The organism is Paenibacillus sp. FSL H8-0048 (genome assembly GCF_038002825.1).
Lineage (GTDB): Bacteria > Bacillota > Bacilli > Paenibacillales > Paenibacillaceae > Paenibacillus_AQ.
In genome coordinates, this window is record NZ_JBBODF010000001.1 from 1,944,517 (window position 1) to 1,965,520 (window position 21,004).

General features: G+C 55.8%; 19 protein-coding genes. 2 read left to right on the plus strand and 17 right to left on the minus strand.

What is annotated here, in order from left to right; genetic code table 11:
- Positions 1–194 precede the first annotated feature (194 nt).
- The 10 genes from NSU18_RS08510 to hemE all read right to left on the minus strand — a co-directional run bounded on the left by NSU18_RS08510 (position 195) and on the right by hemE (position 10,787).
- Entirely contained in the window at positions 195–683 is a 489-nt protein-coding gene (locus NSU18_RS08510; RefSeq protein WP_341020468.1) for a tetratricopeptide repeat protein, read from the minus strand.
- Positions 684–800: 117 nt separating this feature from the next.
- A complete protein-coding gene (locus NSU18_RS08515; protein WP_341148778.1) occupies positions 801–2,747 on the minus strand; it encodes an ABC-F family ATP-binding cassette domain-containing protein in 1,947 nt (648 codons plus the stop codon).
- A 52-nt stretch (positions 2,748–2,799) separates the two neighbouring features.
- Entirely contained in the window at positions 2,800–3,411 is a 612-nt protein-coding gene (locus NSU18_RS08520; RefSeq protein ID WP_209990993.1) for a TetR/AcrR family transcriptional regulator, read from the minus strand.
- Positions 3,412–3,490: 79 nt separating this feature from the next.
- A complete protein-coding gene (locus NSU18_RS08525; protein ID WP_341151009.1) occupies positions 3,491–4,303 on the minus strand; it encodes a DUF92 domain-containing protein in 813 nt (270 codons plus the stop codon).
- A gap of 25 nt (positions 4,304–4,328) precedes the next feature.
- Positions 4,329–4,952, minus strand: a complete 624-nt coding sequence (locus NSU18_RS08530; protein WP_341148779.1) for a fumarylacetoacetate hydrolase family protein — start codon at positions 4,950–4,952, stop codon at positions 4,329–4,331.
- A gap of 51 nt (positions 4,953–5,003) precedes the next feature.
- Positions 5,004–5,738 carry a glycerophosphodiester phosphodiesterase gene (locus NSU18_RS08535; RefSeq protein WP_341020463.1) on the minus strand — a complete coding sequence of 245 codons (735 nt, stop codon included), beginning with the start codon at positions 5,736–5,738 and terminating at the stop codon, positions 5,004–5,006.
- A gap of 15 nt (positions 5,739–5,753) precedes the next feature.
- Complete coding sequence (locus NSU18_RS08540) at positions 5,754–7,148, minus strand: CapA family protein (protein WP_341148780.1); 1,395 nt, start codon at positions 7,146–7,148, stop codon at positions 5,754–5,756.
- 91 nt (positions 7,149–7,239) lie between these two features.
- Positions 7,240–8,700, minus strand: coding sequence for a protoporphyrinogen oxidase (hemG, locus tag NSU18_RS08545; RefSeq protein ID WP_341148781.1), 1,461 nt, complete (start codon positions 8,698–8,700; stop codon positions 7,240–7,242).
- Positions 8,697–9,641, minus strand: a complete 945-nt coding sequence (gene hemH, locus NSU18_RS08550; RefSeq protein ID WP_341148782.1) for a ferrochelatase — start codon at positions 9,639–9,641, stop codon at positions 8,697–8,699. The genes hemG and hemH overlap by 4 nt, the downstream gene beginning before the upstream one ends.
- A gap of 84 nt (positions 9,642–9,725) precedes the next feature.
- Complete coding sequence (gene hemE, locus NSU18_RS08555) at positions 9,726–10,787, minus strand: uroporphyrinogen decarboxylase (protein ID WP_341148783.1); 1,062 nt, start codon at positions 10,785–10,787, stop codon at positions 9,726–9,728.
- 228 nt (positions 10,788–11,015) lie between these two features.
- Here hemE and NSU18_RS08560 point away from each other — a divergent pair, with 228 nt between their 5' ends.
- Positions 11,016–12,236 carry an MFS transporter gene (locus NSU18_RS08560; protein ID WP_341020457.1) on the plus strand — a complete coding sequence of 407 codons (1,221 nt, stop codon included), beginning with the start codon at positions 11,016–11,018 and terminating at the stop codon, positions 12,234–12,236.
- A gap of 45 nt (positions 12,237–12,281) precedes the next feature.
- Here NSU18_RS08560 and NSU18_RS08565 read toward each other — a convergent pair whose 3' ends face one another.
- The gene (locus NSU18_RS08565; protein WP_341020455.1) at positions 12,282–12,911 is read right to left on the minus strand and encodes an O-methyltransferase; all 630 of its coding nucleotides are present in this window, start codon (positions 12,909–12,911) and stop codon (positions 12,282–12,284) included.
- A 166-nt stretch (positions 12,912–13,077) separates the two neighbouring features.
- On the opposite strand from NSU18_RS08565, the gene NSU18_RS08570 reads away from it, so the two are divergent.
- On the plus strand, positions 13,078–14,211 hold the full coding sequence (locus NSU18_RS08570; RefSeq protein WP_341148784.1) for a THUMP domain-containing class I SAM-dependent RNA methyltransferase: 1,134 nt from the start codon (positions 13,078–13,080) through the stop codon (positions 14,209–14,211).
- 455 nt (positions 14,212–14,666) lie between these two features.
- On the opposite strand, the gene NSU18_RS08575 is transcribed toward NSU18_RS08570, so the two are convergent.
- The 6 genes from NSU18_RS08575 to NSU18_RS08600 all read right to left on the minus strand — a co-directional run bounded on the left by NSU18_RS08575 (position 14,667) and on the right by NSU18_RS08600 (position 20,644).
- Positions 14,667–15,347, minus strand: coding sequence for a hypothetical protein (locus NSU18_RS08575; protein ID WP_341148785.1), 681 nt, complete (start codon positions 15,345–15,347; stop codon positions 14,667–14,669).
- A gap of 553 nt (positions 15,348–15,900) precedes the next feature.
- The gene (locus NSU18_RS08580; protein WP_036725257.1) at positions 15,901–16,140 is read right to left on the minus strand and encodes a DUF1450 domain-containing protein; all 240 of its coding nucleotides are present in this window, start codon (positions 16,138–16,140) and stop codon (positions 15,901–15,903) included.
- A gap of 42 nt (positions 16,141–16,182) precedes the next feature.
- Positions 16,183–16,485 carry a HesB/IscA family protein gene (locus tag NSU18_RS08585; RefSeq protein ID WP_036702251.1) on the minus strand — a complete coding sequence of 101 codons (303 nt, stop codon included), beginning with the start codon at positions 16,483–16,485 and terminating at the stop codon, positions 16,183–16,185.
- 125 nt (positions 16,486–16,610) lie between these two features.
- Positions 16,611–16,862 carry a hypothetical protein gene (locus NSU18_RS08590; RefSeq protein ID WP_076157676.1) on the minus strand — a complete coding sequence of 84 codons (252 nt, stop codon included), beginning with the start codon at positions 16,860–16,862 and terminating at the stop codon, positions 16,611–16,613.
- A gap of 151 nt (positions 16,863–17,013) precedes the next feature.
- Positions 17,014–19,155 (minus strand): family 16 glycoside hydrolase, encoded by a 2,142-nt coding sequence (locus tag NSU18_RS08595; RefSeq protein WP_341148786.1) that lies wholly within the window; start codon positions 19,153–19,155, stop codon positions 17,014–17,016.
- A 136-nt stretch (positions 19,156–19,291) separates the two neighbouring features.
- Positions 19,292–20,644 (minus strand): FAD-dependent oxidoreductase, encoded by a 1,353-nt coding sequence (locus NSU18_RS08600; RefSeq protein ID WP_341148787.1) that lies wholly within the window; start codon positions 20,642–20,644, stop codon positions 19,292–19,294.
- Between the last annotated feature and the right edge of the window lie 360 nt (positions 20,645–21,004).

Here is a 21,004-nt window from a genome sequence, read left to right on the forward strand (position 1 = left end):
TGCCAATCCGCTCTGGAATCGGGTAATGCTGCTTTTTGTACAACAATAGCGGATTAGGGCTGCGATGACGAGTGAGAAGTTGCATTTTGGGCAGGATTTCTGCATAACCCTCTGACTTTGCAGCTGATTCTGCGTGGTGTTACTTACCCGCGATTTTCTCCGCCCAGCTCCTTCTTCCTTCCAGGATTACCCGGTTAAGGCCATACCTGTTCCAGCTTGTCCGCATAGTACTTAATGGCCTTGCGGTAATCCTGGATACCGGGATCAGTGGATGTGTCCGCAAGCAGGGTAAGCAACAGTTGCATCGCCTCTGTGTGCGCACCCAGATTATACAGCGTCATGGCCAGAAAAGCCTTGAACTCAGCACGCTGCGGGAATTCAAGCGCACCCTGCTCCAGCAGCGCACGGGACTCTGTATACTGCCCCAGCGTCCGGTACGTGCTGCCCAGGCCCAGCATCGCACCTGCCTTCTGCTCCGCATCTGGAAGCCCGAGGGCAAGACTCTGCTCGTAATAGGATACCGCCTCGCGCTCCAAGCCCAGCACATCATGCGTCCATGCCAGCTGATAATGCAGTTCCGCGCTGCTCTCATTTGCTGTCAGCAGCTGTAGCAGCATGGTCCTTGCTTCTTCAGCCTGGCCAGAAGACCGGAGCTGCATAGCGGCTTCTATTGTATGAGTCACAGTAACCGCCCCCTTCTGCACGTTGTTACTTACCCGCGTGCGTCCATCTCCGTCAGCTCATTGATATGTCCAGCGCTCCATCGGATGGGTTACAGCACTGCCCCTCCCTCTGCACGGTTACTTACCCGCGATCTTCTCCGCCAACTCATTGAGATACGTCCAGCGCTCCATCAGGCGCTCCAGCTCTGCCTCGGCCTGCCGCTGCTTCTCCACCAGCTCCTGCAGTCTGCCGGAGTCGGCAAAGGCCGCTTCCATCTGTGCCGAGATGTCTGTCAGATGCTGCTCCGCCTGTTCAATGGCCTCGTCGATTCCCTCGTACTCGCGCTGCTCCTTGAAGGTGAATTTCAGCTTCTCGCGCGGCGCTGACCCGGTCTGGGCATTCCCTCCCTGCTCAGCAGCGTGAGCTCCGCTGGCGCTGCGGCTGGAACCGCCTTCTGCTTTGCCGGAGCTCACGCTGCCGGATGGGACGTTCTTCGCCAGCCACTCTTCATATTCGCTATAGTCGCCGACATGCAGGCGGATGCCCCCTTCCTCGAAGGCAATCAGCTTATCTACAGTACGGTCCAGGAAGTAGCGGTCATGTGATACCGTGAAGACTACGCCGGGAAATTCATCGAGGTAATCTTCCAGCACAGCGAGTGTGCCGATATCCAGATCATTCGTCGGCTCATCGAGCAGCAGCACATTCGGTGCTCCCATGAGGACACGCAGCAGGTAGAGACGTCTTTTCTCGCCGCCGGACAGCTTGGAGATTGGCGTCCACTGCATCGCAGGCGGAAACAGGAAGCGCTCCAGCATTTGCCCGGCGGTAATGACACTGCCGTCTGCGGTCTTAATGATCTCGGCTTCTTCCTTCACATACTCGATCGCCCGCAGGCTGAGATCCATGTCCTGATGCTCCTGGGTGAAGTAGCCCAGCTTCACGGTTGTCCCGAGCTGCACCTCGCCGCTGTCCGGCGTAAGCTTACCGGCAATCAGGTTCAGCAGCGTAGACTTGCCGCTGCCGTTCTTGCCGACAATCCCCACGCGGTCCTGCGGCACCGCAATATAATTCAGATCCTTGATTAAGGTCCGGCCGTCCAGTGATTTGGTGAGATCCTGAATTTCAATGATTTTGCGGCCCAGTCTTGTAGAGGCTACAGAGATATCCATAGATGACACCGATGCGCCTCCCGTGCTCTCCTTAAGCTTCTCGAAGCGGTCGATCCGCGCCTTCTGCTTCGTGGAGCGGGCCTTGGCCCCACGGCGAATCCAGGCCAGCTCTGTGCGCAGCAGGTTCTTACGCTTCTGCTCCTCTGAGGCCTCCCGTTCTTCACGGTCTGCCTTCAGCTCCAGGAACCGCGAATAATTCGCCTCATACCGGTACAGATTCCCGCCGTCCAGCTCAAGCATTACACTGGCTACCCGTTCCAGGAAATAACGGTCATGCGTTACCATCAGCAGCGCCCCGCGCCGCTTCTGCAGATACTGCTCCAGCCAGGCTACGGAATCCGTATCAATATGGTTGGTAGGCTCATCCAGAATCAGCAGCTCCGACGGTGTAATCAGTGCCGCCGCCAGCGCTACGCGCTTGCGCTGTCCACCGGAGAGACTCTCCATCCGGGCATCGAACCGGGTAATCCCCAGCTTCGTGAGGACCGTCTTGGCCTCACTCTCCAGCTGCCAGGTGCCGGCGGCGTCGATGGCCTGCCCTATCCGGACAAGCCTGCTCTCCAGCCCTGAATCTCCCGGCTTCTGCTCCAGAAGAGACATCACCTCCATATATTCCCGCATCGTCGCAAGCTCCGGGTCCTCTCCGGCAAATACCTGCTGCAAGACTGTATTTCCAGGCTCATAAGGCGGATTCTGAGCCAGAAACTGCACCCGCACATCATTGCCGATGCTAATCTGCCCTTCATCTGCTGTATCAAGCCCGGCGATAATCTTCAGAAAGGTTGATTTCCCCGTACCGTTGACACCAATTACGCCTATCTTATCCCTGTCGTCCATGCCGAAGGAGGCATCACGGAACAGGATTTTCTCCCCGTAGCTCTTGGAGAGGTGTTCCACCGTCATAATATTCATCAGTTGTCCTCGCTTGCCTTATATTTTGAAACCGGAACTTAGCTGTACTCCCTTAAGATTCAGCTTCAGCAGGGAAGTCACCCAGCGCCGAATCCAGGCTGCCCAGTGCCCCAGTGATAAAGAGCCTCGCTGCAAACTTCGCCCGCTTATCCGCATCTGCCTCGGCAAACTCAGGGTCGAACAGGATGTCCATCTTCAGACGGTCCAGAATCCCGATATACGACTGTGCCATCAGCTCAGGCTCGGTAGCCCCGCCTTCCAGCAGCACCTTCACCACAGCCTGCATATAGGCTTCCATGAACTGCGCCATATAGGCCACCAGCTCAGGGTTATTGTTAGGCGCACGGAAGAACAGCTTCGTATGCTGCTTGCGCTCATAGTAATAGAACAGATGATGCTCCGCAATAACGGAGAGTTTGTCTGTCAATGTGGAGCGGGTCCTCAGCTTGCCCTCAAGCTGCTCAAGGAAGCCTTCACAATCGCGGCGGGTAACCGCCATGAAGAGCTCCTCTTTGCTTTTAAAATATAAATAGACCGTACCCTTGGCAATGCCAGCACGTTCGGCCACTTCCGACATCTTCGTCTCATAAAAGCCGCCTGAACCGAAAAGCTCATAAGCGGCATCCAGAATAGCTGCATGTTTGTCTACGGATGCACTGCTCAACGGTTCACCTCCCAACCCATAGAATCCAGCTTGTTACCGGATAATGCAAAGGCCAGCTTATTAACTCTCAGGCCCGTCCTTATCCTATGTAACCGATATAACTGACCAGCAGCGCTACAGCACCGCCTATTATAGAACTTACAGCATTTACAGTATCATTGTCCATCCAGCGCCAGCCCCTGGCGTATTCCGTCGGCTTCCCGCAGTGCATAGAGGCTTCGACCTCGCGGCCGCAGACTGTGCAGCGGTTCATCCGTTGCACAGTAGCCCCCAGTACGGAGTCGGCAAAAGCTCCCGCAAGCCCGCCCAGCAGTCCGGCGAGCGCCAGCAGCCAGAAGGCATGGGGCGTCATGCCGGAGGCCGCCCGCAGCACCCAGGAGGCCGCGCCGATGAGCGTCCCTCCCGCCGCCGCGGCCAGTGTCCCGGGCAGGGAAACGCCGCCGGAGGTGCCTGCCGGAAGCACCTTCCCGGTCAGTACCGACCGGGGAGGCTTCCGGGCCAGCGTGCCGATCTCTGTCGCCCATGTATCCGAGGTCACGGTAGCCATCACCCCGATGAACAGGAAGCTCCAGAGCTCCAGCGGATAGACCGCGTTCAGCAGAACGGCCAGCATCCCGAGTCCGCCGTTGGCGAAGACCTGGCCCGCGTCGCGGCGTCCGGTTTTATCATACGCGGCCTCCAGCTCTGCCTTATTCTCATGATGCAGCTTCGACAGCAGCGTTGAAGAGATGAAGAACACGAGCAGGATACCGAACCAGAACAGATTCCCTGCACCGAAATAGATCGTCCCCATGACCACTGCCGCCACCATCCCTGAGAAGCTAAGCGACTGCTTCCAGTAAGCGGCCCCGGCAACCAGCAGCGCACCGCAGGCCCCGATCAGCCATTGCAGCACTTCAAGTCCTGAAAGCATCGCCTTAACCGATCAGGCAGGTGCCCATGAGGGTGTCACCCCAGAACAGCTCGAACGAATCGCCCGCCACTACCGGACCTACCCCGGCGGGGGTTCCAGTGAAGATAATATCGTCTTTGCCCAGCCCGTAGCGGGCGGCAATGAACTCAACGATTTTTTGCAGAGAGAAAATCATGTTCTTCACGTTCCCACGCTGAACCTCAATTCCGTTCTTGCGGACGGTGAAGTCAGTGGCCTCCAGCTCCTCTTCCTCAGGCAATGCCATGTACGGTGTCAGCGGAGCTGCGTTCTTGAAGCCCTTGGCGGCTGTCCACGGCAGACCCTTCTTCTGCAGATCATTATGCACATCACGGAGCGTGAAGTCGAGGCCCAGCGCCATCACATCCACCAGCTCCTGCACGCTCATGCCCGGCACGTAATCACGCGCAATGCGAAGTACCAGCTCCCCCTCGTAATGAATTAGTCCGGCGTCCTTGGGCAGATGGATGATCGCTTTATCCAGGGCCACAGCAGCATGAGACGGCTTCAGGAAGATCAGCGGCTCGGCAGGCACCTTGTTGCCCAGCTCCTCCGCATGTAATTGATAATTGCGTCCTACACAGTATACATTATTGATCGCACTGCTCATTGTTCCTTCAGCTCTCTTCCTCTATGAATTGGTGTGCTTACAGCAGCCTGATCAAGCCTTCAAAAAGAGTTCGCCCCAAATATCCGGACGGTTCGTACAGATCATAATATCGGAATGCATCTCCGACAGGCGGCGCATTTCCTTACCTTTGTTCAAGGTCCATGCCATCACCTGCACGCCGCGCTCAATCAGGGATTTGGCCAGAACCGGACTAAGCCGGTCATAGCTGATGGATAAAAAGGAGCAGCCCAGCTCATCAAGCTTATCCGCAGGGTTACCATATCTGGAGTCATAGATCAGCCCTGTACGGAACCGCGCGTCCAGCTCCTTGATCCGCCGCAATACACCTGCATCGAACGAGGTCAGCACCACTTCCTCGCGCATTCCCCTGGCGTTCACCAGATCAATAACCGCCTGCTCGAGACCCGGATACATTTCCCCCACCGTCTTCAGTTCAATATTCAGCCGCAGCCGGCCTGACGCCAGAGCAAGCAGCTCTTCCAGTGAAGGCACCCGCTCTCCGCGAAAAGCACGCCCCCTCCAGCTCCCCGCATCCAGCCGCCGCATGTGTTCATACTCCATATTCTTCACCTTGCCGTGTCCGTTGGTCGTGCGGTCCAGGGAATAATCGTGGATGACCACGGGGACCCCGTCCTTCGTCAGCTGCACATCAATCTCTATCCAGCGTACAAAAGGCAGCGCAATCGCCATCCGCACGGCGGCAAGTGTATTCTCAGGAGCTTTGCCGGAAAAACCGCGGTGGGCTACACACAAATTGTTCGTCATTATACGCACCTCCGGCTATTTCACCGCTTGGGTCACAGTGCCGTCATTGCGGACCTTGATCAGGCCGGAAGAAATAGACTGTATTCTGTGCAGCAGCAGCTGCCCGTCGGCATCGTTCATCGGCACCGGCTGCGCCAGCTCGGCATCCATCGGCTTCAGCTTAAGAGCACATTGCCCCTGCTTGCTGCATTCCGCCTGGAATACCGCCGTCTCCCAAGTAGCCGGGATGGAGCCGCGTGTGAAAATAAAGTTGCCTGTGCTGTAGGCGATCCATTTGCCTTTATAGGGCTCAATTCCCTGTAGCACATGCGGATGACCGCCCATCACAAGATCCGCTCCGGCATCAATGAAGCTATGCCCGAGCGCCTGCTGGGTCTTATCATACTGCTCCATCCGCTCCCGTCCCCAATGGACGACGACAACGACAACATCGGCTTTTTGCTTGGCTGCGGCAATGGCCTTGAGCGCTTCCGCACTGTCATACACCGAGGCAAGGCCAGGCTTGCCCGCTTCCGCCTTCCATTCAATCACCGGCATCACCCGTGTGAACCCAAGCAGGGCAATCTTAATTCCATTACGTTCAAAATACTGCGCCGAATAAGCCTCCTGGCTATTCCGCCCTGCCCCCACATGAGGGATTCCGCGTTCGCCCAGATGCTTCAGGGTGTCCAGCAGACCTTCCTCCCCCTGATCCAGCGTGTGGTTGTTAGCCAGATTGACGGCATCCACACCGGCGGCTTTGAGCGCATCCAGTGCCTTCGGCGGGCCCTTGAACACAAACTGCTTGTTCTTGGCCCCGACCCCGCGTGTAGTAATCGGATTTTCCAGATTGACTACCGTGAGGTCATCCTTCTTGAACATCCCATCCAGCGCACTGTAGGAATAGTCGTAGCCCTTCTGCTCCAGCAGCGCGCCTGCTTTTCCGCTGAAGATGATATCTCCGGCAAAGCTCAGCTTCACTGTCCCGCCGGAGCTGTTCTCCGGCAAGCCTGCGACCAGCCCGCTGCTGCTTGCCGTTGTGGCCTGCGGCGCATCCGTAGGGGTTGCCTGATCCGCCGGTGACGGTGCAGACGTAGCTTCCTTGGTCGCCGCAGGCACTGGAGAAGCCTCCGCTGTCTCCTCCGGAGCAGGCTCAGCAGTGGCTGTAGCCTCAACCCCTGGTACTTCCTCTGTAGAGACGGCTTCTGTAGGGGCTGCCGCCGTTGCAGCAGCTTCCGGCGAAGGGGAGGTAACAAGCGCCGCCGGCGGAGCAGCAGAGCCCTGCTGGTCCTTGTCGTCCATGAATGAATAAGCGAGCGCTGCGGTAATCATCAGCAGCAACGCCACATTGACCCATGCCCATACCCTTCTGCGCCGTCGCCTGCTATGTTGTCTCTTACCTTGTCTATTGCCTGATCTCGGCGGATACATGAGTGCAAGTAATCTCCTTTACCCTTAAAGTGTTTCTATTATAGCATATCTAAAAACGGTGGAGCGCCACTGCTCCGCTCCACCGCTTCTTTTAGATTGTAGCTCCCGCCGGTTCCGGCAGCTTCGGGAGGCTGGCTGCGGCAGTCTCAGCCGTAAGCTTCGCCTGCTTGATGCAGTCCGGCATCCCGATGCCGTCATAGCCTGCGCCAAAGGCGTAAACGCCGGGCAGCTTCTGCGCCAGCTCACTGCGCAGGCCGGCAATCCGGCCGGGATGGCCGACCGGATACTGCGGCATGGACGACCTCAGCCGGGTGATCTCTGTGAACAGCGGTGCTGCGGTGATGCCCATAATCTCCTTCAGGTCCTTGCGCACCAGCTCGGCCAGTGCGTCATTCGGCAGCTCCACATTCTGTTCATCTCCCGACCGTCCCACATAACAACGCAGCAGCACCTTATCATCAGGGCTGGTATGCAGCCATTTGGTAGAGGTCCAGGTGCAGGCGGTAATATTCCGCCCTTCCTTACGCGGAACCAGGAAGCCCGATCCGTCGTACTCGGTAACGATATCTTGCCGGGTGAACGCCAGAACTACATTAGCTACTGATACATAGTTCACTGCATCCAGCGCCGAGACATCGACATGTGGACGCAGCAGCTCTGCGGCTGCGAAGTTCTGCACCGTAACATAGATGTCGTCTGCTTCCAGCAGCTCACCGCTCTCAAGCTCCACCTCATAACGGGAAGCGCCGGAAGAACCGGCACCTCCCAGCACCCGGATGGATTTCGCTCCTGACCCCGTGAGCTGCCGGACATCCTGCAGCTCATGGATGAGCGCGTGCACGAGACTCTGCAATCCTTGACGGAAGGTGAGGAAGGCGCTTTTCTTCGTCCCGGTATGGGTCTCCACCGGCTTCCTGCCGGTCGTCATTCCACGGATCAGGCTGCCGTACTGGCGCTCGACCTCACCGAACTGCGGAAAGGTCGCCTGAAGGCTGATCTTGCGCATATCCCCTGCATAGATTCCTGCCAGCAGCGGCTCCGTCATATTCTCCAGTACCTCTGTACCCAGACGGCGCTCAATCAGATCGCCAAGCGACTCATCCTCAGCACTGCGGCGGGGCGGGAGTACGAAATCCATCATCGCCCGCATTTTGCCGCCGAAGGAGACCAGTCCGCTCTTCAGGAAGGGCTTCAGCTCTGTCGGAATGCCCAGCACAAGACCGGCAGGCATCGGATGAAGCTTGCCCCGCTGCAGAATGTAGGTCTTCTTGGCGTTCGGATTCGTGCTTACCAGCTCATGGTCCAGCTCCAGCTCCCTGGCCAGATCGACCATCGCCGTCTTACGGGCGAGGAAGGAATCCGGGCCCTTCTCAATTACGAAGCCGTCACGGTGCAGCGTTTCGATTTTGCCGCCGAGGACCTTGTCCTTCTCAATTAATGTAATCTCCGGCTGGGTTCCAGCCTCACGGTAGAACTTGCGGATATAGAACGCGGCACTGAGCCCGCTAAGGCCTCCGCCGATAATAACTACCTTGCGGGGTGATGCGGTCATGGCAGATTCACCTTCAACTGGTTCGCCTTCGTTCGCACCACATCGCTGAGCACCGACATATAAGCCGGATCACTGTTCAGCGAGTCAATCCGCAAGAGACGCATATCCAGCTCGGAGACAAGCTGCTGTGCTTCAATATCCAGATCGTACAGCACCTCCAGATGGTCGGAGACGAAGCCGATCGGGGCTGACAGCACGTATTTCACCTGGCTCTCGGCCAGCTCACGCAGCGTATCGAGAATATCCGGTCCCAGCCAAGGCTCCGCTGTCCGGCCCGCACTCTGCCAAGTGAACTGCCAGGATTCTACCCCAGCCTGTGCGGCAATCGCCTCAGAGGTCTCCAGCAGCTGGTCACGGTAAGGATCGCCCATCGCCAGAATGCGTTCTGGAAGACTATGTGCACTGAACAGCACTCGCACTTCCTCGCGCGACGCGCCCGTTTCTTCGAACTCGTCCAGCTTGGCAGTCACTCTCCGGCTTAGCACATCGATCAGCTCGGGGTGCATATGGTAGCTCTCAACGAACTCCATTTGAATACCGCAGGCTTCAGCTTTTTCCTTGGCGCGCTTGATATAGGTCCCTACACTCATTACAGAGTAATGCGGAGCCAGCACGATGCCTATCGCCTGGGTAATTCCGTCCCGGATCATGGCCTCGACACCATCCTCTATGAACGGTCTGGCATGCTTCAGTCCCTGGTAGCATACGTACTGGATCTGCCCGCTGTTCAGCTTGGCCTGCAAGGCTTCCACCTGACGGTCGGTATTCTCTCTAAGCGGAAAAACCCCGCCGACAATCGCCTTATAGCGGTCGGTCAATTCTTTGAGCTGCTCAGCAGAAGGAGCGTTCCCCCGGCGGATATGCGTATAATAAGCCTCTACATCCTCAAGGCTCTCAGGCGTGCCGTACGACATCACGAGTACTCCAATTTTGTTAGCCACGGTTTCCATCCCCTTTTACGAATAATTAACGTCTCATACAGCAAAGAGCAAAGGATGCTGCCGCCCTTGATGCTATTTCTACAACTATGCCAGCGGCGGTGCCGCCTGTTTCATTGCCGCTGCCGAATACTCATGCACGTAATCCGTTAATTCCTTGAGCGTGTCCAGCGAAGCTTCAGGGAATAATCCATGTCCCAGGTTAAAAATATACCCCGGCTGCGTGATGCCTTCATCGATCAGTTCCTTGGCCCGGGCTTTGAGCATATCCATCGGCGCAGTCAGCAGGTATGGATCAAGATTGCCTTGAACCGCATAGCCTCCGCCCAGTCTGCGTCGTCCTTCGGTGATGCTTACCCGCCAGTCCAGTCCGATCACATCGGCCTGCAGCTTGGTCAAGCTGGGGAGCAGCTCCCCTGAGCTGACGCCGGGGAAGTATATTTTCGGAACGTCCAGATCGGACAACTCGGCAAAAATCCGGGTGATCGTAGGCAGCACATACTGCTCAAAATCACGCGGAGCCAGCGCCCCGACCCAGCTGTCGAACAGCTGGAACGCCTTTCCGCCGCTGGCGACATGGGCGCGCAGATAGGTAATAACCATATCTCCCAGCTTCTCCATCAGCTTCTCCCACACCTGAGGCTGGCTGAACATCAGCTCCTTGGTGCGGTGATACGTCTTGGACGGTCTGCCTTCAATCAGATAACTGGCGATGGTGAACGGTGCTCCGGCAAAGGTAATCAGCGGGACGTCCAGCTCCTTGTCCAGTATGGCGATGGTCTCCAGAATATGGCCCAGATCGCCTTCCACATCAATCGGCTTCAGCCGGTGCACATCGCTTGCAGAGCGGATCGGATTCTCGATAACCGGCCCGATGTTCTTCACAATGTCAAAATCCACACCGAGGGAGGCCACCGGATTCATGATATCAGAATACAGAATCGCTGCGTCCACGCCCAGCTTACGCACAGGCATCAGGGTCACTTCAGCCGCAAGCTCGGGCTGCCTGCAGATCTCAAGCAGCGAATATTTCTCCTTGATTGTACGGTAGTCGGGATCATACCGGCCAGCCTGCCGCATGTACCATACCGGGGTGTACTCCGTGGTCTGCTGTCTGCAGGCACGGATAAAAGTGTCGTTGTAGGTCATGATAAGATCTCCATTAGATTTAATAGAATACTGTGATTAAACACATATCATTATTATGCCCCTTTTGTAAGCGGCTAACAACTCCCGGGCGCTGCCGGGAATGACAATCCAATGACATAACTATGACGAGTGTTGCATTAACCTGCTGAAAAAATGTGATATACTGATATAATGTCGTCTTTTCGTGATCGTTGTTGCAAGAAATTTCAGAAAGGAAGTGAAAGCACTTTGAAGAATTGGGAGACCTGGAAAATCAACCTCATGGTGCTTTGGTTTGGCCAATTCCTGGTAAATGCCGGGATGACTATGATTACCCCGTTTCTATCGCTTTATCTCGCCAAAGATTTGGGGGTGACCGGCGACCGCGCAATCGGGATGTGGGCCGGGCTTATTTTTGCCGCCAACTTCCTGACCTCATTTATCTTTCAGCCGCTCTGGGGCAAGCTTGCCGACAAATACGGACGCAAAATAATGCTTCTGCGTTCCAGCTTCGGCATGGCGATTGTTATTGTCCTGATGGGCTTCGCCCAGTCCCCGATGCAGCTGCTGCTGCTCCGGCTGCTGAACGGAACCATCTCCGGCTTCAATCCCGCCTCTGTCGCGCTGGTCTCAGGCACCACACCGAAACCGAAGATGGGCTTCGCAATGGGGCTGATGCAGTCCGGCGCTGTGGCCGGAACGATTCTCGGGCCGCTGATGGGCGGCTTACTGGCGGACTGGATCGGCTTCCGCCCTATTTTCTATGTGGTCGGCGCGCTTCTGTTCGTCGCTTCACTGCTGGCCTTATTCCTGGTCAAAGAGAAATTCGACCGCGCAGAAGCCGCACAGGTGCCTCAGGTATCCGTGCTGGAAGGCTTAAAGGAACTGGCGAAGGTGCCGCAGCTTCCCGCCCTGTTCGGCGTGACCTTCCTGCTGCAGTTCGCCATGGTCAGTCCAATGTCGCTGCTGCCGCTCTATGTAGAGAAGCTGCACGGCACCACCGTCGACCTTGCCTTCTGGGCAGGTATGGTCAGCGCCGTCACCGGTATCTCGAATATGCTCGCATCGCCGCTGCTCGGCAAGCTCAGCGACAAGGTGGGGGCCCACCGGATACTGACCTTCGCGCTGATCGGCGCCGCTCTGTTCCTGATTCCGCAGGCGTTCGTGACCAGCGTCTGGCAGCTGATTCTCGTCCGCTTCCTGATGGGCGTCTTCATGGGCGGCCTGCTGCCGAGCGTCAACGCCCTGATTCGCTCCTATACGCCTGACGGCAAGGAGAGCCGGGCGTTTGGCTTCAACAGCAGTACGCTCGCGCTCGGTAATATGCTCGGTGCGGTGATCGGCGGATTCCTGTCGGGTTATATCGGGATTGAGGGTCTGTTCATCATATCAGGTGCTTTCCTGCTGATTAATACGGTCTGGGTGCGGATCAAGCTGTACAAGAAGACTGAACCCCGGCTATTCCGTTAAGGAGCTGCTTCTCTATGACGCGGGCGGGTGCTAATGTGAGTGATGCTATTTCACCATCGCCAGCGCCAGGCCGTCATAGGCAGGCAGCAGCGTGCTGGTCAGGCGGGGATCGCCCGCGATCATCTCATTGAAGCGGCGCATGGCCTGGACAGCCGGTCCGTTCTTCTCGGTATTGAGTGTGCGGCCGCGCAGAAAAATATTGTCCCCGGCAATAATCGCCCCCGGCGAAGCCAGCCGGATCGCATATTCCAGATAATTCGGATAGTTCTCCTTATCGGCATCGATGAAGAAGAAATCATACCTGTTCCCCTGTGCTTCGAGCAGCTTCAGGCTGTCCAGTGCAGGGCCTATCCGGTATTCCACCCGGTCGCCGAAGCCCGCCTGCTGCAGATGGCCCTGTGCCATCTCTGCATATTCAGCCTTAAGCTCCAGAGAGGTGAGACGGCCTTCCTGCGTCATTCCCCGGCACAGGCAGATTCCGCTGTAGCCGCCAAGCGCCCCGATCTCCAGCAGGTTCGCCGAGCGGGAGAGGGTCACCAGCATCGTCAGCAATCTGCCGTAGCCCGGGGCAATGGACACCTCCGGCATCCCCCCCGCCGCGATGGCTGCTTTGACTTGAAGCAATAATTCATCTTCTGTATATAGCTGTTCGCTGTACTCTTCCTGATTCTGCATATGTATTCTCCTCTTGGATGGGTGTGTGCCTGCGGACAGGCATTGTGCAGAACTCTTCCTTACCCTATACTGTAAGCTGAACGTTCTGCAGGTCAGATGACAAACCAGTTACTCTATTGTACTGGCTATACGTATTTATCCACAAGTTAAACGGAGTTGAGCGCATTTGGGCAAATTACAATTGATCGCCACCGCCCCCATGGGGCTGGAGGCTGTAGTAGCACGCGAATTAAACGAGCTGGGTTATGAGACCACGGTCGAGAACGGACGGGTCCTGTTCAGCGGGGATTACATCGACATCTGCCGCTGCAATCTGTGGCTGCGTACCTCGGACCGTGTCCTGGTGAAGATGGGCCAGTTCCCGGCCCGGACCTTCGATGAGCTGTTCGAAGGAGTGAAGGCGATACATTGGGAGGACTGGATTCCCGAGAACGGCGAATTCCCGGTAGAGGGCCGCTCGCATAAATCTCAGCTGACCAGCGTACCTGCCTGTCAAGGGATTGTGAAGAAGGCTATTGTTGAGAAGCTGAAGCTGTCGTACCGCACGGAGTGGTTCCCGGAGAACGGCCCCCGGTATGTGGTAGAAGTGATTCTGCTGAATGATATCGCGCTGATCACCCTGGATACCACCGGCCCTGCCCTGCACAAGCGCGGCTACCGCCGCCAGGCTACGGAAGCGCCGCTGAAGGAGACGATGGCTGCGGCTCTGATCCAGCTCAGCCGCTGGAACGGCCATCGTCCGCTCTATGATCCTTGCTGCGGATCGGGCACGATTCTGATCGAAGCCGCGATGATTGCCTGGAATATCGCGCCGGGCCTGCGCCGCTCCTTCCCGTCCGAGCACTGGCCGGAGATTCCCCAGCGCCTGTGGGAGGAAGCCCGCGAGGAAGCCTTCGATGCGGTGCGTGACGATTACCCGCTGCAGCTGACCGGAACGGATATCGATCCGGCAGCGATTGAGATCGCCGAAGCGGCGGCGAAAAGCGCCGGACTCTCCGGTGAGATCACCTTCAAGCATATGGCCGCTGCGAAGGCCCGGCCGGAAGGCGAATACGGCTGCATCATCACCAACCCGCCTTACGGCGAGCGGATCAGCAATGACAAGGAAGTGGAGAAGCTGACCCGCCAGTTCGGCGAGATGATGCTCTATCTGCCTACCTGGTCCTTCTTCGCCATCAGCCCGTACAAGGAGTTCGAGCAATACTACGGCCGCAAGGCGGACAAGCGCCGTAAGCTTTATAATGGCCGGATTGAATGCCAATACTATCAATACCTGGGACCTCTGCCTCCGCGGAAATAGGAGGAGCTGGCGCAGGTTAAACAGTATTGCAGTTAAGTAACTCTTCCTACAAAGCCTTAATTTACTAAGAAGCCTTAAGTTACATGATGCACTCGGGACCGCCCCCCCTCTGCGCTATGAACTTAAGGCTTTTTTTTCTCATTAAAGCGCTGATGCTGGATCAATTCCGCATACATTTGCCTCGCTCATCCTCGTAGTTGCACATTGTATGTGGTTTTCCACACACATTTGCCCCGCTCACCCCCGCCGCTGCACAATGTATGTTGTTTTCGGCATACATTTGGCTCGTGCACCCCCGCCGTTGCACATTGTATGTTGTTTTCGGCATACATTTGCCCCGCATACCCCCGCCGCTGCACATTGTATGTTGTTTTCGACATACATTCTCCCCGCATACCCCCGCCGCTGCACATTGTATGTTGTTTTCCACATACAAATGCGGGTGGGGTCAGATCTTAAACCAGATCTGGGCTTTGCAGCGAACCTACATACTCATAGTAAATAATCCGTTGAGTTACTCCTCGAGCTACAGCGCGAAATTTACCTTTATCCACCAACATGCGGCTGTACTTAATGACTGTCGCGGTTTGCAGTTCAAGCTCTCTCGCAGCACTGCCCGGACGAAGCACACGATTGTTACGGATAGCTAATCGCATTAAATCTCGTTCAATTCTCGAATATGCTTTCTCGGTACTCCGATTTGTAGTTTCAGCCGACAAATAAGGAAACAAAAGGTTCCGCAGTGCGGAAAGGATGAAAGACGGATTATCCTTCATCTCGTCCAGAGAGATGTAGAGCACCAAACAATCTTGTGATTGCAGGAATAGACCCCGATTCAGGTCCATCCGGTATTTGCTACGGTCCGTGCCATGCGACCCAAAATCCATAATCTCAAACGCAATGCGCGAAGATCCAACCTTCCATAGCAAATCGACAAAATAAGATCTGCCGCGCCAGTCCTTTACTTCGTATTCCGGGTGCAGTCCGTGAAAATGTCCGGCAAGCGGCCACCATACACTCTCGACGAATAAGCGGTTCCCGTAGCCATGTCCCCGCTTAAGCGCATCTAGCCGCTCCCCCTTTCTTCGTTTGAGATGATTGTTTAACCATTGATCATGCTCTCCTGCAAAGCCCATTTCAGTCCCCCCAATTAGCATTGAAATTAATCTCAGAACGCACAAAACCCCGCCTCCTTCTGAATGGAAGGGAGCGGGGCATTCTTTGCCGCGTTAATTTGTACTAAAACTAGTGTCCCACTTTTGGGCAGCGAATGCAAGATAAAGGTAGTACTATAAAGTTACAATTTCCTCCGGTATAAAAATCAGCAAGAACTTGTTGGTATTTGGTAATCCTAAATCTTTACTTCCTGCACTCGCGGCTATAAAGAATGTATGTTGTTTTCCACATACATTCGCCCCGCTCACCCCCGCAGCTGCACATTGTATGTTGTTTTCGGCATACATTCACCCCGCTCACCCTCGCAGCTGCACATTGTATGTTGTTTTCCACATCCATTCGCCCCGCACACCCTTGAAGCTACACATTGTATATTGTTTTCCACATCCATTCGCCCTCGCACCCCTCGCCCCGCGCAATGTATCCGGTTGTCCGCATATCCCCACGCACACCAAAACAACCCCCGCAAATAACGCGGGGGCTGCACGATGCCGCAGGCGCAGCAGCTCTGAATTACTTCTTTTCCACCGGCCGTTTGACGAAGGCTTCCGCTTTGGCCAGCACCTCGTCTTCCGTCGGGCCGCTGATGTAGCGGCCGTTAATGTAGACGAACGGGCGTTTGCCGCACGGTCCGCAGTAGGAGATGCAGCCTGTCTTGATTTCGGCATCCGGTGCCATCTTCAGCAGCTTGGGCACGATGCTTTTCATTTTGATATGATTGCACTCGTCACATAATCTTATATCGTTAGCCATGAAGCAACCCTTCTTTATGTCCGTAAAATACGGGCGGATCAACTAGTGATCGCCATGATTTCCTTTAGACGGATTAGTAATCACAAAGCCTTCTTCCGGCAAGTAGAGATAATCAATCTTCACCCCGTCCAGCAGCGGCTGGTTCGGATCAAGAATCACATCGATATCCTTGTCAGTGGAGACTACTACATCGTTCTCCTTAGGCGTGTCCAGATCCAGTCCGTAGTGGGCATGGTCGCCATGGGCATGTGTAATCGCTACACGAAGTTTAAGCTCGCTGTTGCCTTCAAGTTCCATGGTCTTCTTTATCACTTTAGCCGCGTTGCGGGTAATTTTGACGTTCATTCGATTCCATCTCCCAGGCCTCTATATTTTAAATACTCAATAATTCATTTTAAGGAATATGGGAGGATAAAGCAACCATTAGGAGATGGACATCCGCAGTTAAAGGTGCAATCGTCGCTAAAATGTCATCTTCCGCTGTGCAGTGCCGCGTATTTACGGTCCATCCGCGAGACGAACCAGCCCATCAGCAGCATCGTTACGCCAATATCGTCAATCGGTATAAACGGCATGAAATCGGGCAGCACCCAGTACAGCAATGCCGGAATAGTGAACAGCAGCTTGTCGGCCATAGCCACATTAGGCGAAACGATATAATGCCAGGAGCTGCGGAATATATGAGACCATTGTTTGAGCGACAACAGTTTTCTGAATTTCATGAGTTATACCTCCTTTAGAAAAGGGCACCGCCGCTAAGCCCCTGTAAAAGGATTGCGGCTGTGCCCTTTGCTGTTATCTTACGCGAATGCGCAGGATTCGTTTCACTTTTAAGTAAAATTTAATCGAATCCTCCCGAACCGTGCCCACTGTTCACTCCGTCACCTTAACATCGTCGATCCGTGCGGTGCTGGAATGCATCCGCAGACCGATCTTTCCTCCGGCCGGTGGTACCGCCGTATCCGTCCACTGAAGCAGCTGGACACCTCCAGCGTAGGCGGTAACCGTACTGCCGCTGACTGTTACCTTCAGCTCCATCCACTGGCCAGGTGTAACGGGAGTATTCGTGCTGCTGACCATGGTGAGCGTGCCGGCGGTTTTTTTGAACAGCTCCGCCTTGTCGCCCGAATCATTCAGTCGGAACATATAGTAATTGGAAGCGTCCGCATAACGGAATAGCAAGCCTGCGTTGCCAAAAGCATTCAGCAGCTTGACTCTGGCCGAATACGTATAATTCCTCCAGGCGGCATCGCCTGTATAGGCAAGTGCTTCACCTGTCCCGGAGTTCTGTGAGAACGCCTTGGTAACATCATCGGCCACACTCCAGGCTCCCCCGGAGGTAGTCCAGCCGGCGTAATCATTATTCTCGAAATCCTCCTGTAACAGCACCGCAGGCGGTGTAATCGAACCCTGGAATTCAAACGCCCCCACATCCGGCGCACCGTTATAAAGCGGATTCCCGAAGTAATCGAGACCCCCATTGTCCGGCACAGCTACACCTGCGTGGATCAGCGGAGAGGACGGGAGCAGCTTATAGCCGTCTGCCGAATCGCGTCCGGTTGCGGTGCCGGGGCTGACTAGCCCGGGGTTGCCGGTGATTTTGTAAGGATCGCTTGGGACATTGGCATTCGCCCCGTAGAAGCTGTTATGGCTGTACGTCATTCTTGGACTGTTCGTATATTGGCCTGCGGCGGTATTATAAAATATATTATTCGTGTAATTAACCATTCCCGTATTGCTCGCATGAGTCAGCGCCCGGTTCTGCGTCCCGGAACGGTAGATGATATTGTTGTAGATTTGCAGGTTGCCCCCGCCGCTCACCAGATGGAACGCCCCGTTGCCGTCCAGATCATCCTGACTGATGTTATAGCGGAAAATATTATTGTTCGTGTTATTCATAACGAGCAGCGTGCCGCCCTGATTATTATAGCTGTAATTGTACTGGTAGATGCTGTCATGCACCTCAACGTCGAAGTCCCAGGGCTGACCGTCCCCCTCCAGCATCCTGGTATCCGAGGCCTCATTGTACTGGAAGACGGCACCAGTTGTATAATAGGCCCACTGCGCGGCCACGACAGCTATGTTTTCCAGATAATTTACCACTGCGGGATCAATATCGCAGGCTTCGCCGATGGACTTCGTCTGGTTGTATTCGATCAGCGGGGATACGGCGGCTCTGACCAGGATACCGTCCCGGTGGATTCGCTCCACGGTATTGCCCCGGATGACCACACCCCGGAAGGCGTCGAACTTATGCGTCCAGGCACTATTCAGAAAAGCATCCGTCATCGTCTGAATCCCCGTATCCGCCACATTCGTTATAGTGTTATTCTCGATCAGGATGCCATCCCAGGTACTCTCTGGCGCGGAACCTGCTCCGCGCGCATGAAAGTTAATGCCCCCTGTACGGCGGTCCGTGCCGAAAATATCATGAATATCGAGATTGCGGATCGTAATATGCCGGAAATTCCCGGCTCCTGAGCCTTCACCGACCACCAGCACTCCGCTCCGCCGCATGTCGGTGGCATGCTGCCCGCTTGTAATCTCCAGATTATTAACCTCCCAGTAGGAGACATTACGCAGCCGGACCCCGAAGCCCTCCCCGCCCACAGCTGTGTTGCCGAAGTGGATCAATGGCTTGTCCCCGCTCCCGTAGCGGTCAACAGTTATCGGATTCCCCTCTGTCCCGGAGCCATGCAGGTCCAGATACTGATCATTCCATACGCTGCCTGCCTTCAAAAGAATCCGGTCGCCCGGGCTGAAGGTCACACCGTTCACCTTGCCCAGCGTCTTCCAGGCTGCCGCTTCACCTGTACCTGGATTGGTATCGCTGCCCTGGGCAGCATCGACGTAATAGGTGGTTCCAGCCGCCTCAGCGACCGGGGCTGACATGCCTGCAAGCAGACTGAACAGCAGCAAGCCGGTTAGTCCCGGCAAACAGAAACGGTATAGCCACCTGCGCGGCTTGCCTTGTGCCGGATTCATAGCTCCACTGCGATACCCTCTTGTTGTCATTCGGATCACGCTCCCGCAGATAATGAATTGTACATATAGTTTTCATATGGGATCACCGTGACTCCAGAGAAGTTTTGGACTTCATGCCGCTGTCACTTGTCCCACTCTGTGTATGTTCAAGTTCAATTTATTATAGCTATAAAGCAGCTAGAGCCTCGCCAAGCCAAGCTCCCTGCTGCACCAGTTCCTTCTGCAGCTTAGCAAGATCCACGCTCCGGCTCTGCCCCTCCGCTCCGGCGGCCATCGCCGCCGCCATACCTGCCGCCTGCCCCATGGCGAAGCAGTTGGGCATCACCCGCAGTGAGCCTTGCACGACACGGTCCGAGGAAGCGGCGCGCCCCGCCACCCACACATTGTCCAGGCCCACCGGCAGCATGCAGCGGTAAGGGACACCGTGCGACTGCCCGGGCGGAAGATGGTGGATATGCATCGCCCCACTGCTGCGGGCCATATGAATATCGATGAAGTAGCTGTTACGGGCAATGTCATCCGGGAAGGATGCCATATTCATGAAATCCTCCTGGGTCAGCACGTAATCGCCGACAATCCGGCGCGTCTCGCGGATACCGATCTGCTCGCCGGTGGATACCAGATGGGCCTGCTCGAATCCGGGCACATAAGCCCTGAAGAACTCCAGCTGGCGATGGACCAATTGGCGTCCCTCTATGGCTCCCCGGGTCAGATCCTCTGCGCGGGAGCCGTCAATGCCGAACACATGGCCGAAGTTCACACCGACCAGATAATCGGCCACCCAAGCGAGGCCAGAGACGGAGTCCCGGCCCTGCGGCAGCTTCCCGTCCGCCTGCGCCTGCTGGACCGCCTGATGAATCTGATCGGTGTCACCGCTTACATTCCGGTATTCCTCAAAACGCTGCCGGTCCACATTCGCCAGCAGATAGCACATGGTCGCGGCCTGAAGCTCGCCGGATTCTCCGCCCTTATGGAACAGCGCTCCCGCCAGCGCGGCCAGATCGGCGTCACCAGTCGTATCAATGACGGTCCGGGCGCGGACCAGACTCCGGCCTGACTTGTTGACGATCACCACGCCTGCAATGCTTCTTCCGGTCTCGTCCATCACCGTCTGGCTCGCCACGGTATGCAGCAGCACTTCCGCCCCGCTCTCCAGAGCCGCCTCGTCGTAGACGCGCTTTAACACCTCCGGGTCAATAGGCACCCAGTCCAGCTCCGCCCCGAAGCGCTCGCGGAACTCCGGCTCACATCCGGCCTTCATTTGGTCAAGCAGCTCCAGGCCGATGCCGCGTACCACGGCCTTCTCCCCGTCGCTGTAAGGGCAGAAGGCGGGCACAAGGGCAACCGTGCCCATGCCGCCCAGGAAGCCGCGCTGCTCAATCAGCAGTGTCCGCGCCCCGCTGCGGGCCGCAGCTATCGCCGCTGCGACGCCCGCAGGCCCGCCGCCCGCAACCAGCACATCCACCTCACGGGATATCGTTATCTCCTCCGCAGGCAAGGTAAATACAGTTCTGTTCATCGTTGTTCCTCCTTGAAGCTATACTTAGACTCTTCACCATTATAGTGAGAAGGAGGCTGCAACAGCGTGCAGACTGATTGCCTGTTACGGTGGACAGTTTTGACTTATAGGGCTTCGTGACGTTCTATTAGATCATGTATGAAGTTTCCTTCGAAGTTAATATTCAGGGAACCTGGGTAGAAAGGACAATTTAATTGCACGGTTTACAGTTAAATGGATTTTGGGTGATACGTTAGAGGATTTAGTTGTACAGACAGCAAGTAAGCGTACCGCCTGCTCCTTATCTGGAACACGGCAAACCCTTAGCATACGTTTGGTTAAAGTCATGCTCACAGCTTTACATCTGCTGCTCCATAGTAG